Origin of the sequence: Teichococcus deserti, from assembly GCF_001982615.1 — a bacterium.
Lineage (GTDB): Bacteria > Pseudomonadota > Alphaproteobacteria > Acetobacterales > Acetobacteraceae > Pseudoroseomonas > Pseudoroseomonas deserti.
In genome coordinates, this window is sequence record NZ_MLCO01000569.1 from 1 (window position 1) to 612 (window position 612).

Here is a 612-nt window from a genome sequence, read left to right on the forward strand (position 1 = left end):
CGGCCGCGCGGTCGAGGCGGTGGTGGACTGGACCCTGGCGCAGCCCGGGCATGAGGATATCCGCTCGGTCAATGCCGTGGTCGGCGAGACCAATGACGGGCGGCTGAACGACATCCGCGGCCGTGGCGTCACCGGGGAGGATGTGCTGCACGCGCTGGAGACGGCCAGCGGCGGCCCTGTCGAGGAAGGCAGCGTCGGCGCCGGCACCGGCACCGTGGCCTTCGGCTGGAAAGGCGGCATCGGCACGTCGTCGCGCCGGCTGCCGCCGGCGCTGGGCGGCTTCACCCTCGGCGCGCTGGTGCAGAGCAATTATGGCGGCGCCCTGTTAATGGACGGCCATCCGGCCGGCCGTGCCCTGGGGAAATTCTATCTGAAGGAGCATGCCGACAAAGGCGATGCCGACGGCTCCGTCATGGTGGTCATCGCCACTGACGCGCCGCTGTCCGACCGCAACCTGCAGCGCCTGGCGCTGCGGGCCATGGCCGGGCTGGCGCGCACCGGCGCCGCTTTCTCGGATGGTTCGGGCGACTATGCCATCGCCTTCTCCACCCATCCCGAGGTGCGCCGCCCGGCGGCGCACCTCGGGATGGGTGGAGAAGGCGATGGCATAGT

Annotated in this window: 1 protein-coding gene; it reads left to right on the top strand. The window is 71.1% G+C overall.

Annotation, left to right across the window (positions count from 1 at the left end):
• On the top strand, window positions 1-612 hold a 612-nt coding region (locus BKE38_RS30115), incomplete at both ends, for a P1 family peptidase (RefSeq protein WP_131829823.1).